A 19,892-nucleotide genomic window follows, 5' to 3' on the forward strand; every position below is an offset into this window, starting at 1 on the left:
TTTATCGGTTAACTGACCATTAAACTACATGAAAAAATTAATATTTTTTCAAAATTACCGATAAGTTAGGTGGTAAATTCGGAGAATTGAATGAAAAGACTAATTTTTATCACAGCAATTATGGCGCTTACCTCATGTGTCGCTCCAAGAGAAACCCGTTCTATTTATGATACGAATAGTACAGGCCCTAACTCTAACCTAGGTACAGGTGGTGGCTCAGTTATCGACATTGATGACTCGGGAAGCTCAACTTCTAATGGCTCAAATGCAAATATTCCTAGTGCGATTGCTCACTGTAGCTGGTCATTAGACGGCCAAACAGGTTTTGCAAATACATCAAATAGTCACCTTGGACCAAATACTATTTGTCAGTCTCGTACAAACGAAACTCAAATTTATGTACAACTTAAAAACCCGGATCCAAATTCTCGAATTTGTGTCATCCCTACTTCTGAAGCATCTGGAAATTCAATTTATCTAGGATCTGCTCAATGTAAGTATATTGATAGCTCAGGGACGATCTCACTGTTTAACTTAACTAAAAACCGTGATTATGGACGCTATCAAAATTTTCGAATCAATGGTGTGATGGTCATGAAGGAGAAGACTTATGAATTCCCTTCTCCATTTAACCGTGAGCTAATCTCTTATGATGCTTACTTTATGTGTTCAATCAATGTTGACCTTTACAATGACCGCACATACTGTGACGCTTTCAAGTCACTAAATCAGTATTTCTACAAATCATTTTAAAACTGGTCCTGAGAAATGGTGTTATCTTTTTAGTAAATAATTAGATACGCCATTTCAAACTCCCTTAATTTCCAATAACTTACATAAATTAATCTGAGAATCAACTTGCATAACTTTCCCTATGAAAGTTATCTGCCCAAATAAAACATGTAAGAGTTTTGAGAATATCAATAAAGATGGAAGCTACTTTAGAGCTGACGACTCTAAACGTATTCAAAGGTATCGTTGCAAAGGGTGTGGTAAACGATTTTCCAAAGCGACATCAAATGATCATTATCGATTAAGAAGAAGACGTGATAGTTCAATGATTGAACATCTACTTTGCGCAAAAGTATCAATGAGACGAATTGCAAAAGTATTAAAAATGGATCGAAAAACTGTTGCAAGAAGAATGATCGCTCTGGAGAAACGAGCTTTAAGACAACACCGTAAGCTCTTAGATTATCTAGAAAAGAAAAAAGTCACTCATATGCAATTTGATGACATGATAACAATTGAGCATACGAAAATGAAACCACTTTCGATCTCTATTGCAGTTGATAAGGACACTCGACTGATCCTTGGAGCACAGGTCTCACAGATACCGGCCTTTGGCCACCTCGCTAAGAAATCACGAAGAAAGTATGGGTACAGAAAGAGCTATCACGAAGCTGGACTTACCAAATTATTTGAGAGCATTTCTAAGACAATTGATAAAGACGCTATTATAAAATCAGACATGCATAAGTCTTATCCAAAGTTCGTTTCAAAATATCTTTCATCCTGTACCTACAAAGCTTATGAAGGTGGTCGCTCATGTGTAGCTGGGCAGGGGGAATTAAAGAGAAAAGGATATGACCCACTTTTTATTTTAAATCATACCTGTGCAATCTTTAGGGACTCTATTAACCGATTAGTCAGAAAAACATGGTGTTCAACAAAATCACCTAAAATGCTTCAGAGACATATAAATATCTTTATAAGTTATTACAACTTCAAATACATTCAGTACGAAGTTAACACCATTTAAAAGTACCAGTTATTAATGGGCAAGCTTATTTCCATCAATGAGCTTGCCTGACTTATATGAATTAGACAGATCGCCATCAATTGTTGGAAAAGAGATAATTGGCACAATTAAACTCTGCTCTCCTTTTTCGATTCGAGTACAAAGAGCGATATAGAAAAAACTAACACCACTTTTTTCAAATGCCTTAAAATAAGCAAAGGCCTCATCACCATCTTCATCCTTAAATTCATAAAGCTCATCATACGTCTCTATCGTAGGACGCAAGTAATCCATATAAAGAGAGAAGTCTTCAAAAGGAATATCAAACTCCTTTCTATGAATCATCATTTCAGCAAGAAGCTTAGATTTTTTAAGTTCAATAAGCTCAAAGTCTTCAGGCTCTAAAATTGAATTATCTTCAATTTCACGATGATAGTCTTCAAGGGATTCAACTTCCTCACCTACCTGAAAGTCTTGAACGAAGTAGTCATTAGACGTTGCCGTAAGGGCCAAGACAAAAGAAGGTGTGTGATTAAAAACAAAACACAGGGCCATCAAATGAATATCTTCGCCGTTATGATTTACTTTGGAAATGAAAGTAAAGATTTCTTCCTTTAGGTCATTTTCTAAACGCCAAATCTCATCAGGCTTATGTAGAACGCGGTCAACAAAATTTGGATTTTCCAAGGCCTCTAGAGCGGCCTCATCCACAATATTAAGATCTTTTCTCTTCTTTTCAATCTTTCCTGTAAAGTAGTCAATTAGTGGAGAATAGAATTTTTCAATACAGGCTTCACTACAAAAGCTTAGATTGGATCCATCTTCAACAAAGAGTAAGTCTTCAATTGAAGGAACAACTTTTTTACAATTTTTACAATAATAAATATTATCTGAAATTAACAATGACGTATCCTATTTTTAAATTGATAAATTAAGGCCTGCAAATAGCGTATTCCCGTATAAAACAGGCAGGTCCCAAAGCTTTGCTGTTTCATTTAACACAGAAGAATCAGGACGAGTAACCTGAAATCCTGCCCCCATATTTAAACGAACAGAACGTGACATACGAAGGAACATTTGTGGCATTAAGTATGAGTATTTTAAATCAGAACGCAAAGAATTAGCAGTAAAGAAATCACTAGCAGCAACCTTTACTTCACCATACGTAAGAAGAAATTGAATCTCATGTGAAACCATAATTCCTAGGTTTGCTTTAATATGAGAAATATCGCCAATGGCCATCTCTTCGTCAGTATCAAGAGTGTCAGCGAATATTCTTTCGTAATCGACACCAAGGGCCGCCGCACCAAAACGCTTTTCAGTAGTAATCCCTAGCACGCGATCATTTCTTTGAGTTGCGTATTCGCTCTTTCCTTTAAATCGCATCCCGAGATATGAGTCAATAATAAGTTTATTATAGTCATTTCCAACCTCGAGCCAGTTAAAACCTAGTTTCACTCCGGAATTGGCCTGCTCAAATTCAGCAGTCTCAAGAGATTGTGCACCACTTGCTGCCAGATCGAGAAAAATCCCATGAGCAAATCCCATCTTTAAATTGAAGTTAACAAAATTAATATTCTCGTCAGTGAAAAAAGACTTATGAGCTGCGTATCCTAACGAAAAATCATAATAATCAGGAAGAAAGGCCCAAAAATCAGAGCTAGAGCTTGGAGCTTGAGGGCGAGGGACTGCCCTTTCACTTCTAGCAGGAGCACTAGATCTCGTAGACACAGGATTATATGAGTTGGTACCAGATGACTTTGGAGAATAGTCCACCAAAGCAAGTGCAGAAAAGTTAAATAAAATAGTCAGGGTTGCAGCTGTTAAGATATTCATCAAAAACATTCCTTGTTCATAAAAAAACTAACGCCTTCTTAGCGCCTACTTAATTGTATCTTTATATTTTCTTAATTTCAATGCGAGCATATCCTACCACAACGCTCAACTAAGCCTACAATAACAACGACTTGCTGATACGCGTTCATAAATTAGGCCGAAAATACGTATAGCATCAATGGAAATGTATTCCGACTGCCAAAAGGCCCCTAAAATTTATAAAATATCTCTAGAGAATTTCAGGAGGAATGAGTTGATCGAGTTAGGATTTTTAAAACGTTATGATTCAATTAAAAGGTTAATCGATTTTGGTGCAAATGGATATTTCCCATTATTTGAAGACATTGCTATGGGAAGTAATTTTGAAGAAGTTCGTATGACTAAAGCACAACGTCTAAAAGCAAAGTCTCTACTTAAAAAAATCTCATCTCATAACAATCTTGAAAAACAACGTGTGTTATTTTCAACTTTTGATGAAATTGATCAATACATCGTGGCCCGTGCCCTAGTTGAAATGGTCGAAGGAAAGATTCTTGATGCTAATCCGCAGCTTCAGTAAAACATTATTCTTCGTTGCAACTGTTGCAATCACACTAAGCGCTAGCGCTGAGTACCGTGTCTATCAGTATATGGTTTCTTCTCGCCTAAACCCAAGAGGGCCAGCAAGTGTTGTGATTACCTCGACATTAGACCCAAACTCTTATGTGAAGTATCACGGTGGTAACCGTTCAATTCGTGTAAATCTTCTTAACACTTGGATGTGTAAAGGACATACTGGAGGAGATCCAATTTGTAATGCTCCCCTAGCAAAGCTCATGGACACGACAACCCCACAAGACAACCCTGAAGCGATACAGCAAGGAGTTGATGCAGCTCTATGAGAATTGAAGATAGCAACCAATTTACGAAGCAGAATCTAAAGCTTAAAAATGAGCGTGATCGTCTCATAAAAGATAAGAAACAAGAAATTGAGTCAATCCGTAAAAACTATAATCAAATGGCAAATGACCAAAGAATTATTGGAGAAGAAAAACTCGACTCAGTTCGTGATCAGAATCAAGTCGCTATCATCGAATCACTCAATAACAAAGAGGCCAGGCTCAATGATATCAAAGAAAGTCTTGAGAAGACAGGCCAACAATTTGCTAAGCAAGAAAGCTATGCAAAACTTCAAGCTGATGCAAATATCGACTCCATCAGAGATAATTACCAACAGCAATTAGAGTATGTCCATCAAAGAGGCCGTGACGACCTTGAAGACACGACCAATACAGTAAATGATCTGGCCAATAAGATAAAAAATGACAATGAAGAGTTCATCATTGATGAGACGGCAAAGGCCAAAAACCTTGCTAATGAAATCTCTGTTCGAAATGATGGGTTTATTCAACGAATTAATAAGCAATTTGATGAGCGTGTTCAAAAGCTCTCAAAAGAAAACTCCACAACGGTGAAAGATCTTGAAAAAGAGCAACGAAAAGAGATGTCTAAGCTTAAGAACGATCATTATCAACAGCTGACACAAACAGGTGTTTTCCAACAAAATGAGCTCAAAACACAAAAAGCATTCCACGAGGATACAGTTAAGAGTAGAAAGGATGCTTTTGAACAAAAGTATGTTGCCCTCCAAAAAGAGCATCAAGGGCTTATGGGACGTCTTAAAACAAAGATAGATGAAGAGCTAAATACTCTTAAAAACTACTACACAAAGGCCAAGGAAACGATCCAAGAAAAAGGCCAGGACAGCTTCTATAATATTACAAAGCTAGAACCTAGTATTAAGAGTGATCAGAACTTTTATTACTTTTCCATCGAAGTGCCTAAGCATGAGCAAGAAACCATACATATCAATGCTCAAGAGCGTGGTATAACAGTTACTCAAAACAGAAAATTTGATCAACGAGTTGAAGAAAATGGTAGTACATTCAAGTCAAAGCGTTCAGAAAGTTTAGTTAGACAATTTGATGTACCAGATATTCTTGATGGAAAAAAGGTAAGTCGAAATTACGATATTGGAACTTCGACTCTTACCTATCGTATAGCAAAAAGATAATTTCTTATAAAATATCGCGATCTCTTTGATGAAACTCTACCTTGTTTACACGAATAAGTGTTTTTATTTCACGCTTAATTAGTGCAACCCAACGAGGGTGAAGTTGAACATTTAGAGTTAGAAGTCTTTCATCCGAAACCGCATCAAGAACCTCTTCACTTACAATCTCAATATCCTCAACTCTAGAGTAAAGAATTTCTTTTACATGGCCACGAATACGTCCATTTGAAAGAACTTCGATATAGAAATTTTGCTTTGCCTTGTCTGATTCAAGCATACGATAAACCGGGTTTATCAAACGAAGAACAGCAAAGAGAGAGATTGTAATTAAAGCAGCGATAACAGGGTAGCCAAATCCTACAGTCATCCCAATAGCGGCAACAACCCAGACTGTTGCAGCAGTTGTCATTCCAACGACATTGCCACGGCCTTGAATAATGGCACCGGCACCTAAGAAACCGATCCCACTTACAATTTGCGCGGCCATCCGATTGGGGTCGGCCACCGTTCCCATATGCTCACTCATGGTTAAAACACTTAAGGAAGTATATGTCGCTGCTCCAAGACAGATCAACATATTCGTCTTTATCCCCGCAGACTTCATCTTCTGCTCACGGTCATATCCAATAAAGCCACCTAGAATAATTGAGCTAACTACTTTGATGCCCATCGAAATATAAACTGGTTGCTCTCCAATGAATTCAATATACATATAACCTCTTGTGGAATAAAATAAACTAAAGTCTATTTTAACAAGGATTTATAAGTTGAAAAGGGCCAAGGCCGTAAATTTTTTAGCTATTCAAACGAATAACTACCTTAATATCAAGGCAGACTTCACAATGAGTGAAAACTTGTATTCGAAGAATAAGGATTTTGAAAAATTTGAAGCGCGTTTTCCTATTCAAGCATATAAGTTACTTAGGGCCTATGAGTTCGAAATCAAGGTTGTGGCCCTTGATCACAATAACAAGGAATTGTTCACAAAGAACTTAGAAACAGATTCATATGGTGGGCTGCTTGCCAAAATTCCTCTGCCAAAGGGTTGCAAGGATTGCTTAGCAAAGATTGAGGCCTACGAAATTTCAAAATACCCAGGGCTTGAATTACATCTTGGAACATTTATCCCATTAAAGATTACAGATAATCGCAAGATCATCATTTGTGACTTTGATAAAACATTAGTTGAAACAAAGTACTCTAAACCGAGTGAGATCTATGACTCACTGACGAGTCCTTTAAAAAACTATCCAACTCTAGAAAATTCAGTAAAGCTTTTAAAATCATATATTGAAATGGGCTACCATCCATTTATTCTATCTGCGTCTCCGCACTTTTATGAAGATGCAATTCGCGATTGGCTTTACGCTAATGAGATTTTTACGGCCGGAATCTTTTTAAAAGACTATCGTCGTATTCTTTCGATCTTAGAAAATGATCTAACTCCAAAAGATATCAAGACTCAAGGGATCTATAAACTTGGGCACCTCCTTGATATTGTTAATATGACAGATATCCCATCTTCAGTCGTTTTAATGGGTGATAATTTTGAGTCTGATCCACTAATCTACTTAACATTTTCAGAACTAATGTCCGGACGAGTGGAACCAAGACAACTTTGGAATGAGCTAAAACGCGTAGAAGACTTTAAGGTTACGGCCCGTCAAAACGGACTCTTCTTAAATAAGATTTTCCAAATCAAAGATAACGTCAAACACCACGGACTCGATAAAGAAGTAAAGATCTACATTAGAAAGAAAGGTAATGAGTCACAACTGAATATTCGTGCTCCATTTAATTCTTATCATGGAAAGATTGAGTTATATGACGGAAACCTTCTTAAGGAAGATTCTAAGAAGCAAATAGAAGCTCAGGCGCCCACAGAATAATTTGTCCAATACAAATATAGAGACCAACTTTGTGAAACCTTTGTGTGAAATCTTCACCAAAGTTTTTAGAAAATTGTTTTGAAATAGGCCAATTAGCTGGAGAAAATCGAGTTAATTCTATGGCCACTCTGAGGCCTGATAAGGCAACACATACGGCAATAAAAGTTTGATTGCTAGGATTAACAAGTGAACTTAAAATATTAGACATGAGCGCTCCATTTAAAGAAAATTCTCCGTTATACATAGAACTCTTCGACAACTTAGAAGAATCAATTTATCAATTGGCCGCATTAGATAAGGAAGACGTAAATCTTGCCTGGAGCAACTTGAAAGAAAGTTCATACTTTGGGCCAAATATCTTAAAAGGCGCAATCCATAAACTCTTTAGTCAGGTATTTGCCTACCAGAGTACCTTTTTAAAGGAAAAGGAAGACTCACAAGAACTCTTCAAAAGTTCTTATAATAAGCTAATTAATAGCTATGCCAAAGGTCTTGGTATAAGGGCCAAGGACGCTCTCTACCTAAGCTTCATGCATGAGTACTTAAATAATCCAAGTGCAATTTTTGAAGGAATTAAAGATCATCACCTTGAAAGTAACTCTCCAATTGAATTAATTAATACTCCAATTCAAGAGACTTTTAATGACAAGCTAAGATTTGTTCATTTCAAATCACCGGAGAATCTTGAGGCCATTGTCATTCAAAATCTCATGTCTCCATTTGCAACATATGGTGGCGTCAACGAGTCAGGCCTAAGTGTTCAGTTAGTTCAAAGAGATGCTCTAAAGATTAATTACCATGGAATGAGTGCTAGCTTTCTTGCCCTTGTTATCTTACTTGGCTTTAATGATATTGTTGAAGTAGAGAAATTTTTAAAGGGCCAACAATTAGTCTTTCATTGGGAGTTTCACGTAAAAGACTCGCTAGGTAATTATAAGATCATCGCAATCGATGGCCAAGAAGTAGATATTCGCGATGGACAATCACGAGGCACAAAAGAGGCCTTTAAGTATCATCTTGAGATTTACAAAAAGAAGCATTGGCCAACAACAGTTTCGGCCCTAACGATTGATTCAAATGATATTTTTCTTTCACTTATTGATTCAAAGAATTTTGAGATTAAGCAAATTCACTACAGTGACCTTTTTCAGTCGAGTCCTTCTGTGACAAAGAAGACACCAAGATTATCAAAGTCCATAAAAGAGATCTTTACGATAAAGAATTATCTCAATCATGCTCAAGTGGCCTTTAATAGTAATAATTCAGAGGACTGCTATCATCAAATTCAACTGGCCATTGTCTTTGCCAAGAAAATAGCGGGAAATCAGAAACCGTTGATCGCCAAGCTCGAGTTAGTATTTATGGCCTGTCAGTATATCTTTGAGTCTCATCGAGAAACTCAGCAATATATTCATCAAAACCTCATAAAACTCTATCCTGGCCTTGGCCCTTACCATAAGGATCTGGCATTAATTCTTATGCAGAGATTACAAATTCTGATGAATGAAGAAATCAATTTATTGGAAGGTCCAAAAGAGCTTAAAAGAGTGGTTTTTACAGAATCAAAGCTTGGAAAACTGGCCCATCAGGCCCTAAAGAAAACAACTTTACTAAGGCCAAACCACCTCGACTTCTGTCCAACATCAGGGCTGTAGGCTTTGAAAAAAAATTAGAGGATATCCAGTCTTCTAATGGCCTCATTCACCTTTTCCTTCTTGTCCTTAAGCTTCTTTTTCACGGAGTGCTTACGTTCGTATAGCTCTTCTAGGAAGCTTTTAATCAATGACATACGCTTACTATCATTATTGCTCTCATCAAAATTTTTTGAGCCATCACAGCCTTTGTGTAGCCTCTTGACGCGTGTCTGATCAGAGCTAATTTGATCAGTTGGACGCACAGGATTTTCGAGTTTTTTGATATTTAACGCCATGTATATATTATAGCCTTGATCAAATTAAACAAAGATTAAATATTATAAAAACTACCTTCATTAAATTACTGAAATTATTCAGTTTTTAAAGAAAATTATAATTGTGATTAGGTTGACATTAAAAAAATGCCTTATTCATGCTAAAAGAGCGTAATTTCAAAATGTTAGATTTTTTTAGGTTTCTATATATTAGGATTCAATATACGAGGAGAACAACCAATGAAACACACTATTGTTGCGGTAATGAGCTTAGTGCTAGCAATAACAACAGGAATCTCTTGCAAGAGGGATATGAAATTAGGAAGTAAAGACAATCCTGTAAAACTATACTTCACACCTTCAGTTGATGCAGACACAATTGCATCGAACTCAGTTCACTTTATCAAATTCTTAGAAAAAGAGACTGGCCTATTCTTCAAAACAGGTATTCCAACAAACTACATTTCAGTAGTTGAATCATTTGGTTCAAAAAGAGCAGACATTGCAGTTATGAACTCTTTTGGTTACCTAATGGCAAACGAAAAATATGGAGCTAGTGCAAAACTTAAAGTTCTTCGTTATGGACACGATTACTACCAAGGGCAAATCATCGCTCACGTAGATAGCGGAATTAACTCAATCAAAGACCTAGAAGGTAAGAAATTCGCTTACACAGATCCTTCATCAACTTCAGGTTATATGTTTCCACTTAAGATTATGATGGAAAATGATGTTAAGCCAGGTAATACAACTTTTGCTATTAAGCACGACAACGTTGTAACAATGGTTTACCAAAGACAAGTAGATGCTGGTGCAACTTACTACTCTGCTCCATCTTCTGATGGAACAATCCGTGATGCACGTTCACGTGTAAAAACACAATTCCCAGATGTTGAAGATAAAGTAAAAATCGTTCAAATCACTGAAAAAATTCCTAACGACCCATTCGTATTTAGAAAAGATCTTCCGGCAGAAGTAACAGAGAAGTTTATTGCAGCTGTTAAAAAATATATCGCTACTCCGGAAGGTAAAGATGTATTTGAAAATATTTACAGTGTAGGTGGCCTAGTTGATACAACTGATGCAGATTACGATGGATTAAGAAACGTAATTAAAACACTAAATATCAATCTTGAAGAACAACTAAACAAGAAATAGGTTTTATTTTAAATAAAGAGAGAATGAAATGATTCTAGAAGTTAAAAATGTTAACAAAGTTTATCCTAACGGATGCCACGCTCTAAATAACGTTAGCTTTAACGTTAACAAGGGTGAGTTCCTTGTTATTATCGGTCTGTCTGGTTCAGGTAAGTCGACAATGCTTAGATGTATGAACCGCCTACACGATGTAACAAGTGGTGAGATCATCTTCGAAGGAAAAGACATTACGAAACTTAAGGGTGCAGCAATGAGAAATGCTCGCTCACACATCGGAATGATCTTCCAACACTTTAACTTAATCCCAAGAAGAACTGTTATGACTAACGTTCTTTCAGGAACGCTTGCAAGAACAGGAGTTATCAAGTCGGTACTTGGTATCTACTCTGAAGAAGATAAGAAAAAAGCAATGGAATACATCAAGATCGTTGGTCTTGAAGGTAAAGAAAACGTACGTGCGGACAATCTTTCAGGTGGTCAGCAACAACGTGTTGCTATTGCTCGTGCTCTTATGCAAAACCCTAAGGTACTTCTTGCTGATGAGCCTGTAGCGTCTCTTGACCCTGCAACTTCTCACTCGGTAATGCAATACCTTAAGAAAGTTAACGAAGAACTTGGTGTTACTGTTATCTGTAACCTTCACTTCTTATCACTTGTTAGAGAATACGCTTCACGCGTAGTAGCTCTTAAAGGAGGGAAGCTAATTTATGAAGGTCAACCACTTGATATTAACGAAGAATGGTTCCAGACAATCTACGGTGAAGATGCTGTAGAAGTAACAATTAACTAAGTTTTTTGGATATAGGATTAAATAATGACAACGACGACTCAAACGGCAGATACGCAAGTTAATAACTTACCAAAACCAAGAGAAGAGTACACATCATACAAAGTTAAGATGAATTTCTTTTCTTTCCTAATTGATTTCCTTCTTTGGTCATACATGATTCTTGTTTCATGGAAGATCGTATGGGAGAGACTAATTCTTGGTCTACGCTACCCTGATTTTACTTGGAACCAGCCACTTATTGCTCTTGGAGCAGGTTTTGTAGTAGCAGCAGCTCTTTACACAACTAAAATGTCTCTTGGACGTGGGCTAACAGGAATTATGAAAAGAGATGAGAACACTCTATTCATGAAAGAGCCATTCTCATTCGTACTTATTGCAACTGTAGTACTAACATTTATTGCTAGTATTTATGTTTCACAAATTTCAATTTATGAATTTCTTTCTGAATCAGGAATGACTGGTGCAAAGAGGATCTTTACTGCTCTTCTAACACCAAATTTTGCAATTTTTGAAGAAGCTCTTTTTGCAGCAATTGAAACGATCTACATGGCATTTATTGCAACAGCAGTAGCACTTCCAATTGCATTTGTTCTAGCATTCTTTGCAGCAAGAAACCTTATGAATGGATCTCGTCTAACAATGACAGTTTACTCTGTCGTTAGATTTTTCTTAAACGTTTCACGTTCAATTGAGCCACTTGTATGGGCGATTATCTTCTCTGTATGGGTTGGTATCGGGCCTTTCGCTGGTATGATGGCACTTTGCCTTCACTCAGTATCTTCACTTTCGAAGCTATACTCTGAGCAAATTGAAAACGTTTCAAATGGACCAATCGAAGCAATGATGGCAACTGGTGCTCACCCTATCCAAGTAATTTGGTTTGGTGTTGTTCCTCAAATCGTTCTTCCATACCTATCATTCTCAATCTACCGTTGGGACATCAACGTTCGTATGGCCACAGTAATTGGTCTAGTTGGTGGTGGTGGTATTGGTACAATGCTAATGCAGTACCAAGGTCTAGCAAAATGGAACGAAGTTGGTCTTCTAGTAATCGTTATTGCAGCGATTGTTTGGATCATGGACTGGCTATCTTCTAAAATTAGAGAGGCCATCAAATAGAATTAATCTAATTGATTTCTATATAAAAGAAGGCCCGCATCCGCGGGCCTTTTTATTTCTCTCCCTTAATAATTTATTCTAGTTACCGCACATTCCTTTTTTCGAGAATGAATCTTGAATCTTCAATGCATCACCTTTTGTGTACCAATACTGGCTATGAGGTTTCTCATTAATCAAGATCCGATAATGATTCTTAGCTGGGTGCTTTTGTAGTGAACAAGCACCATCTACTGAGGCAATATCCCGTTGGGGGGAAGACCCACAAGAAACGAGCGTAAGCCCTAATACGGCCATGGCCATTAATTTTTTCATAATTCCTCCTACGTCCTATTCACGTAGTAAATTTATCGGATATACTTAAGAATATCTTTAGCATCTTACTCAACTATTATTGTATTTGAAAAAAGTCACCTTTCATGTATGCTTTATGAAAGGAGAAAAAATGAAGGGAAATCAAGAAGTTATCAATATTTTTAATGAATTATTAACACAAGAGCTATCGGCCATCGATCTCTATTTCCTTCACTCACGCCTTTTCCAAGACATGGGGCTAACAAAGCTTTATGAACGCATTGATCATGAGAAAGATGATGAAACAATCCACGCAACTAAGCTTATTGAAAGAATCATTTTTCTAGAAGGCTTACCTGAGTTAGGTACTCGCCTACCATATAAGCCAAGTCGCGATGTGAAGCAGCTGATATCAGACGAGCTTCAATATGAAGTTGAAAATAGTAAATTACTCAGAAAAGCAATTGCTCTATGCGAGTCAGTTAATGACTATGTCTCAAGAGATATTCTTTTAGAGCTACTTTCAGATACTGAAAATGATCATATTGACTGGCTTGAGACTCAACTTTCACTAATTGATAAAATTGGTTTACAAAATTATCTACAGACTGCATCTGAATCTGTTTAAAGAAAGTAAAAAAAAGTAAACATTCACCTGTTTTTTATTTATAATTAGATAAATTAATTAAACACGGATGTTTACTTTTATGAATCTAATTAAACTATTACTTATTTTAATTCCACTTAGTCTTTTCCAAGCAAACGCAATTGCGGCCTTCGCCAAGGTCGTCAATATTCGAGGAGAAGTTTCTCAGCTTCCACCAGGGGCCATGCAGGCCAGCTGGATAAAGAAAGGTCAACTCCTTAAGGAAAATACATCGATTGTCACGAGATTGCGCTCTTTTGTGAAGATCGAAATTCTAGAAGATGGTAGTTATATCGTCGTAGGGCCAAACTCAAAAATCGAGTTAACAAAGGTCGAAAAAAAGGCCGGAAGTATTATCCAAGTTTTGAATGGAAAGATGCGATCAAAGATCGTTCCTGCAAAAAAGTCAAAAGGACATAGTGCCTTTAATAAAGTCTATGTAAAGACAAAGACCATGGCCTTAGGTGTTCGTGGAACAGAATTTGTTACGGTGGTAAGTCAAGAGAACCAGGCCACATCAGTAGTAACACTAGAAGGTGAAGTTGCAGTTAAGAAGATCAATAGCGAGAGTATTGATCCGGAAAAGACAGTTAAAGATAATGTTGACCGTGATGATGTAACAATCGTTAAAAAAGGGACGGCCTCGACAACGTACGCTCACCTATACGATGAAATTCCACCACAGAAAGTAAACCCAAGTCAGCTAATGGCCCTTGAAAAGAACGAAAATCTTGAAAGTGTAAAAAGAAGTGATATTCAAGTTGCTAGCAATGAAGAGTTGAGTAAGAAAGAAATCACTAAGCTGTATGGAAATAATGTCGAAGCCGATGAAGTTCCAAAAAATGGTGCCATCGTCGACCTTGATTCAGCTATCTTTATTCCAGCGATTCAAGACGAGTCACTTGATATCGGTAGTGTCGATAAGAACACTGGTCAATTTGTTGCGGCCAATGGAATTGAACTTGATAAGAAGAAGGGCTTTGTCGCAAAGAAACAAGACGATGAAACGAAAGAAGTTGTCAAAAAACTTAATGAAAAGATTGAATACAAAGAAGTTCAAGGACATGAAGTTGTTGATCATGGGCCTAATTCTGGCCCTGCTAGACTAGCAGGACTGCAGAACTCATGGGGATTAAAAACTGGCCTAAGTGTAAAGCAGATGAATTACGCTAATATGGACAATAATAACGGTGGCGATGATGACAATTATGGTGGCCTTGGAGCGGATATTATTGGTCATTACCGTCATGTTTTAAATCAACAATTATATCTTGATTATATTTTTGGAATTCACGCCTATTTCATGGATCGCGGAGATCTTGAGCCAGAAGAAATGGATGATGACATCTTAACATTTGAGTTAGGAGTTCAAGCATACTACAGGCTAAATAATCGCTTTAGACTTACAACAGGATTTTTCATGAATGACGAAATGTTTCTAACAGCTCGATTTGAAACAAGCCTTACACCAGTCATGGATCAGAGAACACAATTTGCACCTTATCTAAAATTTGGAGCAGAATATGACTACAGTGATAACTGGAGCTTCCTAACAAGTTACCGCTCATATATTGTTGACTCTCATCATCCTAATATTGCCATCTACTCAGGAAAAGGCTTTGAGCTTGGAGCAAGAAGACATCTTTCTAAATCAACTGCTCTACTATTTAATTTCTTACATCGCGAATTTATCGTAAAAGATATCATTATTAAAAATAAAGACTTCAGCGTCTTATATGAAATGGAGTTTTAATGAGAACGCTACTACTAATTACAATACTACTAGGTCTATCTTCATGCTTTAAAACAGATGCTGATGGGAATGCCTACCTTTTTGAAAATGACAATAGGGCCGTTATCTCTTTTGACTTCTTTAATGCGGATACAACCTTAACTTGGTATTTCGGGATTCAAAATCAAGTTGGGACGAATGCAACAGATGTTGAAGGCTACAATACATCTCAATATTGGTGTATTGAAAATATTTATATTGAAACAAAATCTGGAGATGTTTCAGGAGCAAATTTTGAAGTCTACCTAAATAATATTTCAGCGGGAATGCCAGTTTCATTTCCAGGAGGAAATGTTAACGTCCATATCGCTCCTGGAGATCAAGTTAAAGCATATATGAATTGCTCGACTTGTGTAAACGGATACGGAACAATTAATTTTGAACTTGGAAAATGTAATTAACTACTTTTTTTTTAACAAGCTTAATTAATCTTAAATAGATAACTAAGTCAGCAAGAAAGAAGATAGGTACCCAATAATCATGAGTCACCAAGAAATTAACAAAAAAATGTAGATAGTAAATAATATGAACTGCAAGGCCCGCAAATAAATATTTGTCGGCCTTCTTAAAAGAAAGATAAGTAAAGCGCATATAAATAGCAAGACTTAAGAACGCCACGACTCGATAAGAGGAAGTTAGAAGATTACTCAAGTTAAATGGTAATAGAGTTTTTGCTAGTTGATTATTACTTTTTGCAATAACATTATCACTTATACAACAAGCACCGCTACCTTCCATCAAATAGATAAGATAATGAATACCAAAGATAAATAGTGCTAAGTAGACCACTATCTTATATAGAATCATCAACAGGTGATGTTCCTGAAGATAATCTCCAAGTATTTTCCATAATTCTAAACGGGCCAAGAAAAGAAAGAGAAAAATCAAGAGCGCAACTCCTACTTTATAGTCGGAATAGAAAGGAACAAAGAATACAGATACGACAAGAAAACAAATAATGGCCTGATAAAAAGGCATTCTTTCAATTGCATAATTAGATTTAAAGACTTGGCGAACACGAAAGGAGCTTAAACTCAAATAGAGAAAGTACAAACCAACCATAAATGTGAAGATACAGTAGACAACTGGAATCAATTTTATAGTGCTACCATTTGGATTTAGATCAAGCATATTTTAAATCTCTATAGTAAAGCAGGTAAATGATTCTTCATTATCTAACTTCAAGTTACCATTCAATTTTTCAATTTCTCTTTTTATTGAATAAAGTCCTACTCCCCTTTTGTCGCCTTTAGTTGAGGAGCCAAAATCAAAGGCCAATTCAGGAGATTTGAAATTAACAAACTTTCCATTGTCAATAATTTTGATAACAAGACGATCTTCAACATTGTTAATGTTAATTTTTATCCACTCAAGTTCTTCCTTAAGTGCTTCATGAGAGTTTTTAATCAAATTAATCAAGGAGTTCTTGATAATACCCTTATTTACCTTCACTTCTTTATGAGGCCTAGTATATATAATTTTAACGTCGGGAAAAATTGAGATCACTTCTTCTACAACATCCGATATAAGAGAGTCGTTTGTGCCTTGATTTTTATAGTTATTTAAAATATCAATGGCACTTTTTGTCCCTTCATAAATCGCCTTAACTTCTTTGGACTCGTTTATCGAGCTTTCACGCTTTAGTTTTTGCAAACGTAAGTTTGTAAACTGTAGTGGGTTGGCCAAATCATGAATCATAGAATTATATGATTGCTTTTGCTCTTTAAGTTTTTGAGCAAAATGAGAAACCTCAAGTTGTTGCAGCCTTGTGTACTCTAATAAATCCACTATAAAATAGAGTGGAATCCAATACTTGAAACCAAAAGCATGATAGCTCGTTGTATAAAAGATATTTAAAACACTAATAAAGAGTCCAAATATCATGAGGTAGTCTCGAGACTTTAATGAGATTAGAAAAAATCGAATGTAGACAAGAGATACTGAGATCGTAAAAAACTTTACAAAACCTGCAAAACTATCATTCATTAAATATGGAATCTGTACCTTTAAGATATAATTTGATGCAGGATTTTTAACAAATTCTTCCCCGAGACAACAAGGGCCTGGTCCCTTTATTAAAAACCAAAATAAATGGATGAGGCAACAACCAATAGCACCTACAACAATACCGTTATAGATAACTCTTAAAGTCTTATTCTCGTTAAATACTTCTGAAAGATTGCGCCAATAAAAACACCTAGCAGTGTAAGTGAAAATAAACATCACCAATGTCAAAGGAACTTTATAAACAGAATAGAGGGGAAAAAAGAAATTAGAGACAATGATTAAGCAAACTGCAGCTTGAGAAAAGCACATCACAACTGTCTTGATAGGAGAAGACTGTGCATTTTGGCTTAGGCGATTGAGATGAATACTTGTCACACCTAATGAGATTAAATATGTCGCAGCTCCAAGAGCAATTAGGACATAACCAAAAGCAAGCCAAAAATTTAGAGAGAATTGGTGTAAATATTCATACATTAAACAAGAGTAATGATTTTATGCGCCATAGTCAATAAGACTAATTGACGCATAAAAAAATTATCTAAAAAAGTGGAATTATGAAGCCAATTTCTTAGAGATTTGGGAACCCACGATCATTGCTAGAACAAATACTACCATCGGAGCTGAAAGATTAATTAGATTGACGATAGCAGGGCCTGGGCAAATACCAGCAATCCCCCAACCAATCCCAAACAGGGCCGCACCTGAGACTAACTTCTTATCAATAATCGTCTTTGTAGGTAAGTGAAATTGAACATCACAAATCGGAGCACCACGCTTAGTAATAAGCTTAGTGGCAATAACACCAATAACAACGGCACCACCCATAACAAAGGCCAAAGAGGCATCCCATCCCCCCTGTAAAGAGAAGATATCTAGGAAACCGATGACTTTCTTTGGATTAACCATTCCTGAAACAGTTAAACCAATACCAAATATCATACCTGCAATTAAACTTGTTAATTTCTTCATTATAATAACCCCATTAAAGATACGACTGCGACAGCAACGGCCATGAATGTAAGAGTTGCGGCCAGAGATCGTTTTGAGAAACGAGAAAGGCCACATACACCGTGCCCACTAGTACAACCTGAGCCAAGTTGTGTTCCAGCACCGACAAATAATCCAGCTACGATGGCCTTAGTATATGTTAGATTGAGGGCATAATTAAAAAAGCTTGGGTCCACTAATTTAACAACAAGACCCCCAGCTAAGAGTCCTAACACAAAGAAGATGCGCCAAAAGCCACCGTCATTCTTCTTGTGAAAATTAAAAAATATTCCAGAGATCCCAGCAACTCGCCCATTAAAAAAGAGCAAAAAAGCAGCAGAAACTCCAATTAATATCCCGCCAACGAGAGGCCATGTAAAGTTAGTCATATACTCACCTTTTTTATAAATCAGTCCTTTGCAATACTCCAAAGACTTTCAAACTTAAATTAATTATATATAATGATTATAAATTAACATTGATGGCCATCAAACTTGGAAAAACATGATTAAGGAAATCTTAAATAATATTGAACAACCTATCTATCGACAGTATCAAAAAGGTGAAACAATTTACAGAGAATCAGAATCCCCTCAATACCTCTATATTGTTGAAGAAGGTATAGTTGGCCTCTACTACAATAGCGAGAATGGCAAAGAGAGCTTCTTAAGAGTCTATGGGCCAGGAGAAATCTTCGGTCATCGTTCATACTTTTTAGAAACACCTTATCACGCCAACTCAATTAGTCTGACAAAGTCAAAGCTAATGCTCATTGATCGTAAACAATGTGACAATATTTGTCTTAAAAGCCCGGCCCTACTTAAGAATATGACGAAGATCTTAGCGAGGGAGCTTGGAAATGCTGAAAGAAGACTGGCAGGAATGGCAGATAAGTCGGCCAAAGCAAGAATCGTTGAAGCCCTGGTCTATTTAAAACTTAAGCACCCTGAGCATAATTGGACTCGTAAAGAAATTGCAGATTTTGCGGTATCAACTTTTGAGAGTGTTACAAGAATCTTAAGTGAACTAGAGTCCGCAGGTTTAATTACAAAGAGTGGCAGAAGTATCGAAATTGTGGACGAGCAAAAGCTTCTAAAATACTCTAGTGAGAATTATTAAGATCTTGTTAATTTCATAGCAAATTTTACATTTAAAGTAGCTCAAGCTTGTCTATATGACGCTACTTAGATAGGATGCGGCCAACTAAAACCCACACAAAGGCCATCTTATGAAACTAGTAATGACTCTTCTAACTCTTATCTCATTTTTAGCCATTAGCTCTAATTCAATTGCTTGTGACAATGTTGTCAATAAGCGACTTGAAAGAAAAATTAGAGCAGATCGTCCACTACAAGTTAAATACCTAATGTATCTAACTGAAGGAACTGAACTTCTAAATGAAAGAGGTAATAAGCTAGCACAATTCAATGAAGACAAGCTTATCTACTCAGCAATCGGCTCAGAGCACTCTGGTTGGTTCAATGCTGCAGTTGCAGTTAACCCAGATACATGCTCGATTGATTATATTGGCTACTTTGCGGCCGAATAATCCTAGCAAATAAATTTAAAAAATATCAGGCCCAGCTTCAAGTTGGGCCCTTTTAAACAACTAAATAAATATCCCGTAATAGTCTTTAGAAATCCTCAAGAAACCTGAATGTAAAAATATTTAGT

The 19,892-nt window shown here is 36.5% G+C and carries 25 protein-coding genes; 15 read left to right on the forward strand and 10 right to left on the reverse strand.

Annotation, left to right across the window (positions count from 1 at the left end; genetic code table 11):
- The first annotated feature begins 90 nt into the window (after window positions 1–90).
- Window positions 91–753, forward strand: a complete 663-nt coding sequence (locus ABMA76_RS05800; RefSeq protein ID WP_393061115.1) for a hypothetical protein — start codon at window positions 91–93, stop codon at window positions 751–753.
- A 121-nt stretch (window positions 754–874) separates the two neighbouring features.
- On the forward strand, window positions 875–1,762 hold the full coding sequence (locus ABMA76_RS05805; protein ID WP_393061117.1) for a hypothetical protein: 888 nt from the start codon (window positions 875–877) through the stop codon (window positions 1,760–1,762).
- Window positions 1,763–1,774: 12 nt separating this feature from the next.
- Here ABMA76_RS05805 and ABMA76_RS05810 read toward each other — a convergent pair whose 3' ends face one another.
- Both ABMA76_RS05810 and ABMA76_RS05815 read right to left on the reverse strand, forming a co-directional pair.
- Window positions 1,775–2,644 carry a hypothetical protein gene (locus ABMA76_RS05810; RefSeq protein ID WP_392908140.1) on the reverse strand — a complete coding sequence of 290 codons (870 nt, stop codon included), beginning with the start codon at window positions 2,642–2,644 and terminating at the stop codon, window positions 1,775–1,777.
- A gap of 15 nt (window positions 2,645–2,659) precedes the next feature.
- The gene (locus ABMA76_RS05815) at window positions 2,660–3,580 is read right to left on the reverse strand and encodes a hypothetical protein (protein WP_393061119.1); all 921 of its coding nucleotides are present in this window, start codon (window positions 3,578–3,580) and stop codon (window positions 2,660–2,662) included.
- Window positions 3,581–3,830: 250 nt separating this feature from the next.
- Here ABMA76_RS05815 and ABMA76_RS05820 point away from each other — a divergent pair, with 250 nt between their 5' ends.
- Genes ABMA76_RS05820 through ABMA76_RS05830 form a run of 3 tightly spaced genes read left to right on the forward strand, consistent with a single transcriptional unit; the run spans window position 3,831 to window position 5,630 of the window.
- A complete protein-coding gene (locus ABMA76_RS05820; RefSeq protein WP_392860890.1) occupies window positions 3,831–4,136 on the forward strand; it encodes a hypothetical protein in 306 nt (101 codons plus the stop codon).
- Entirely contained in the window at window positions 4,111–4,458 is a 348-nt protein-coding gene (locus ABMA76_RS05825; protein WP_392908135.1) for a hypothetical protein, read from the forward strand. The genes ABMA76_RS05820 and ABMA76_RS05825 overlap by 26 nt, the downstream gene beginning before the upstream one ends.
- Window positions 4,455–5,630, forward strand: a complete 1,176-nt coding sequence (locus ABMA76_RS05830) for an Hsp20 family protein (protein WP_392908133.1) — start codon at window positions 4,455–4,457, stop codon at window positions 5,628–5,630. The genes ABMA76_RS05825 and ABMA76_RS05830 overlap by 4 nt, the downstream gene beginning before the upstream one ends.
- A 4-nt stretch (window positions 5,631–5,634) precedes the next feature.
- Here the strand turns inward: ABMA76_RS05830 and ABMA76_RS05835 are convergent, their stop codons facing one another.
- On the reverse strand, window positions 5,635–6,342 hold the full coding sequence (locus tag ABMA76_RS05835) for an MgtC/SapB family protein (protein ID WP_392908130.1): 708 nt from the start codon (window positions 6,340–6,342) through the stop codon (window positions 5,635–5,637).
- 55 nt (window positions 6,343–6,397) lie between these two features.
- On the opposite strand from ABMA76_RS05835, the gene ABMA76_RS05840 reads away from it, so the two are divergent.
- Window positions 6,398–7,519 carry a phosphatase domain-containing protein gene (locus ABMA76_RS05840; RefSeq protein ID WP_392908127.1) on the forward strand — a complete coding sequence of 374 codons (1,122 nt, stop codon included), beginning with the start codon at window positions 6,398–6,400 and terminating at the stop codon, window positions 7,517–7,519.
- Here the strand turns inward: ABMA76_RS05840 and ABMA76_RS05845 are convergent.
- Window positions 7,482–7,727, reverse strand: coding sequence for a hypothetical protein (locus tag ABMA76_RS05845; RefSeq protein ID WP_103217354.1), 246 nt, complete (start codon window positions 7,725–7,727; stop codon window positions 7,482–7,484). The two genes, ABMA76_RS05840 and ABMA76_RS05845, sit on opposite strands and share 38 nt — an antisense overlap.
- Between ABMA76_RS05845 and ABMA76_RS05850 the strand changes: the two genes are divergently transcribed.
- A complete protein-coding gene (locus ABMA76_RS05850) occupies window positions 7,726–9,174 on the forward strand; it encodes a hypothetical protein (RefSeq protein ID WP_392908124.1) in 1,449 nt (482 codons plus the stop codon). The genes ABMA76_RS05845 and ABMA76_RS05850 overlap by 2 nt on opposite strands.
- A 14-nt stretch (window positions 9,175–9,188) precedes the next feature.
- Here the strand turns inward: ABMA76_RS05850 and ABMA76_RS05855 are convergent, their stop codons facing one another.
- Complete coding sequence (locus ABMA76_RS05855) at window positions 9,189–9,449, reverse strand: hypothetical protein (protein ID WP_392908122.1); 261 nt, start codon at window positions 9,447–9,449, stop codon at window positions 9,189–9,191.
- Between the two features lie 219 nt (window positions 9,450–9,668).
- Between ABMA76_RS05855 and ABMA76_RS05860 the strand changes: the two genes are divergently transcribed.
- From ABMA76_RS05860 to phnE, 3 genes are read left to right on the forward strand one after another with little or no spacing between them, the layout of a single operon-like run.
- Complete coding sequence (locus ABMA76_RS05860) at window positions 9,669–10,586, forward strand: phosphate/phosphite/phosphonate ABC transporter substrate-binding protein (RefSeq protein WP_392860899.1); 918 nt, start codon at window positions 9,669–9,671, stop codon at window positions 10,584–10,586.
- Between the two features lie 28 nt (window positions 10,587–10,614).
- Window positions 10,615–11,376, forward strand: coding sequence for a phosphonate ABC transporter ATP-binding protein (phnC, locus tag ABMA76_RS05865; RefSeq protein ID WP_392908120.1), 762 nt, complete (start codon window positions 10,615–10,617; stop codon window positions 11,374–11,376).
- A 24-nt stretch (window positions 11,377–11,400) separates the two neighbouring features.
- Window positions 11,401–12,495 carry a phosphonate ABC transporter, permease protein PhnE gene (gene phnE, locus ABMA76_RS05870; RefSeq protein WP_392908118.1) on the forward strand — a complete coding sequence of 365 codons (1,095 nt, stop codon included), beginning with the start codon at window positions 11,401–11,403 and terminating at the stop codon, window positions 12,493–12,495.
- 78 nt (window positions 12,496–12,573) lie between these two features.
- Here phnE and ABMA76_RS05875 read toward each other — a convergent pair whose 3' ends face one another.
- The gene (locus ABMA76_RS05875) at window positions 12,574–12,807 is read right to left on the reverse strand and encodes a hypothetical protein (RefSeq protein WP_392908116.1); all 234 of its coding nucleotides are present in this window, start codon (window positions 12,805–12,807) and stop codon (window positions 12,574–12,576) included.
- A 130-nt stretch (window positions 12,808–12,937) separates the two neighbouring features.
- Between ABMA76_RS05875 and bfr the strand changes: the two genes are divergently transcribed.
- From bfr to ABMA76_RS05890, 3 genes are all read left to right on the forward strand, one after another.
- The gene (gene bfr, locus ABMA76_RS05880) at window positions 12,938–13,414 is read left to right on the forward strand and encodes a bacterioferritin (RefSeq protein WP_392860904.1); all 477 of its coding nucleotides are present in this window, start codon (window positions 12,938–12,940) and stop codon (window positions 13,412–13,414) included.
- Between the two features lie 79 nt (window positions 13,415–13,493).
- Window positions 13,494–15,185 carry a FecR domain-containing protein gene (locus ABMA76_RS05885; protein WP_392908114.1) on the forward strand — a complete coding sequence of 564 codons (1,692 nt, stop codon included), beginning with the start codon at window positions 13,494–13,496 and terminating at the stop codon, window positions 15,183–15,185.
- Window positions 15,185–15,625 carry a hypothetical protein gene (locus ABMA76_RS05890; protein WP_392908112.1) on the forward strand — a complete coding sequence of 147 codons (441 nt, stop codon included), beginning with the start codon at window positions 15,185–15,187 and terminating at the stop codon, window positions 15,623–15,625. Before ABMA76_RS05885 ends, ABMA76_RS05890 begins: the two co-directional genes overlap by 1 nt.
- On the opposite strand, the gene ABMA76_RS05895 is transcribed toward ABMA76_RS05890, so the two are convergent.
- From ABMA76_RS05895 to ABMA76_RS05910, 4 genes are all read right to left on the reverse strand, one after another.
- Window positions 15,597–16,355 (reverse strand): hypothetical protein, encoded by a 759-nt coding sequence (locus ABMA76_RS05895; RefSeq protein ID WP_392908110.1) that lies wholly within the window; start codon window positions 16,353–16,355, stop codon window positions 15,597–15,599. The two genes, ABMA76_RS05890 and ABMA76_RS05895, sit on opposite strands and share 29 nt — an antisense overlap.
- A 3-nt stretch (window positions 16,356–16,358) precedes the next feature.
- The gene (locus tag ABMA76_RS05900) at window positions 16,359–17,705 is read right to left on the reverse strand and encodes a sensor histidine kinase (RefSeq protein WP_392908108.1); all 1,347 of its coding nucleotides are present in this window, start codon (window positions 17,703–17,705) and stop codon (window positions 16,359–16,361) included.
- A 78-nt stretch (window positions 17,706–17,783) separates the two neighbouring features.
- Window positions 17,784–18,200 carry a DUF6691 family protein gene (locus ABMA76_RS05905; RefSeq protein ID WP_392908106.1) on the reverse strand — a complete coding sequence of 139 codons (417 nt, stop codon included), beginning with the start codon at window positions 18,198–18,200 and terminating at the stop codon, window positions 17,784–17,786.
- The gene (locus tag ABMA76_RS05910) at window positions 18,200–18,607 is read right to left on the reverse strand and encodes a YeeE/YedE family protein (RefSeq protein ID WP_392908104.1); all 408 of its coding nucleotides are present in this window, start codon (window positions 18,605–18,607) and stop codon (window positions 18,200–18,202) included. The genes ABMA76_RS05905 and ABMA76_RS05910 overlap by 1 nt, the downstream gene beginning before the upstream one ends.
- Window positions 18,608–18,722: 115 nt before the next feature.
- Between ABMA76_RS05910 and ABMA76_RS05915 the strand changes: the two genes are divergently transcribed.
- Both ABMA76_RS05915 and ABMA76_RS05920 read left to right on the forward strand, forming a co-directional pair.
- Window positions 18,723–19,337 (forward strand): Crp/Fnr family transcriptional regulator, encoded by a 615-nt coding sequence (locus ABMA76_RS05915; protein WP_392908102.1) that lies wholly within the window; start codon window positions 18,723–18,725, stop codon window positions 19,335–19,337.
- A 109-nt stretch (window positions 19,338–19,446) separates the two neighbouring features.
- On the forward strand, window positions 19,447–19,767 hold the full coding sequence (locus ABMA76_RS05920) for a hypothetical protein (RefSeq protein WP_392908099.1): 321 nt from the start codon (window positions 19,447–19,449) through the stop codon (window positions 19,765–19,767).
- Window positions 19,768–19,892 lie beyond the last annotated feature (125 nt).

Source organism: Halobacteriovorax sp. ZH5_bin.2 (genome assembly GCF_043196375.1).
Classification (GTDB): Bacteria; Bdellovibrionota; Bacteriovoracia; order Bacteriovoracales; family Bacteriovoracaceae; genus Halobacteriovorax_A.